The 686-nt window shown below is 36.7% G+C and carries 1 protein-coding gene; it reads right to left on the bottom strand.

Going from position 1 to position 686, the window contains the following annotated elements; all coding sequences use genetic code 11:
* The coding region (locus tag GCA01S_RS18930; RefSeq protein WP_042412599.1) for an IS200/IS605 family accessory protein TnpB-related protein at window positions 1–686 on the bottom strand (686 nt) is incomplete at both ends.

Raw genomic sequence — 686 nt, 5'->3', positions numbered from 1 at the left:
GTTTTTCTTCTTCTAACAATGATGGATGAAATACATCTATCTCTTGATATGGTTGATTCACATTAAAAAGATGGTACAGTGTATGTGTACGAACAGAAAACTTTTTATTCAAAATAGACCAATGTTTCCAATGGTGAGAAGCATCTTTCGGGACATACTTTTTAAGCACCTTTGGAGCTTTTTCTTTATATCCTAACCCTCGACGGCCAATCGTAAATGCAGCGGCTTGGTGGATAGAGATACCGAATTTGCGCATATACTTCATTTTTCCAGAGACAGAAGTAAAAGCCGGATTCACTTCTATAACAGCAACACCCATTTTGTCAGCACGGCTTTTGATCGCTTGTATCATTTTTCGATACGCGAACATACTCTTCATCCGATTTGCTTTCTTGTTGCCGTATCGATCCCCTGTTTTGGATAAGGTGGTATCTAACTTTTCCAAAACAATAGGTTTTTTCTTTCGAACCGCAATATCCACTAAAGCAATGGCTTCTGCTTCAATGATTTTCGTAATCTGACCAGAAGTTTTACCTTCTATCGAAAACGTTAATTTTCCACTTTCCAAAAAGTTACCATCTTTCGAAACATTTGTCCAAGCAATGTGATTATAGTTACAATCTACACCAATAACTCCATCGGAAGTAGAAAAATTAATATATGGATTCGATTCTACATCCACTAGA

The sequence above is a fragment of the Parageobacillus caldoxylosilyticus NBRC 107762 genome, from assembly GCF_000632715.1.
Lineage (GTDB): Bacteria > Bacillota > Bacilli > Bacillales > Anoxybacillaceae > Saccharococcus > Saccharococcus caldoxylosilyticus.
Note: the sequence above shows the minus strand (reverse complement) of the source record. Positions and strands in the feature narration are given on the sequence as shown.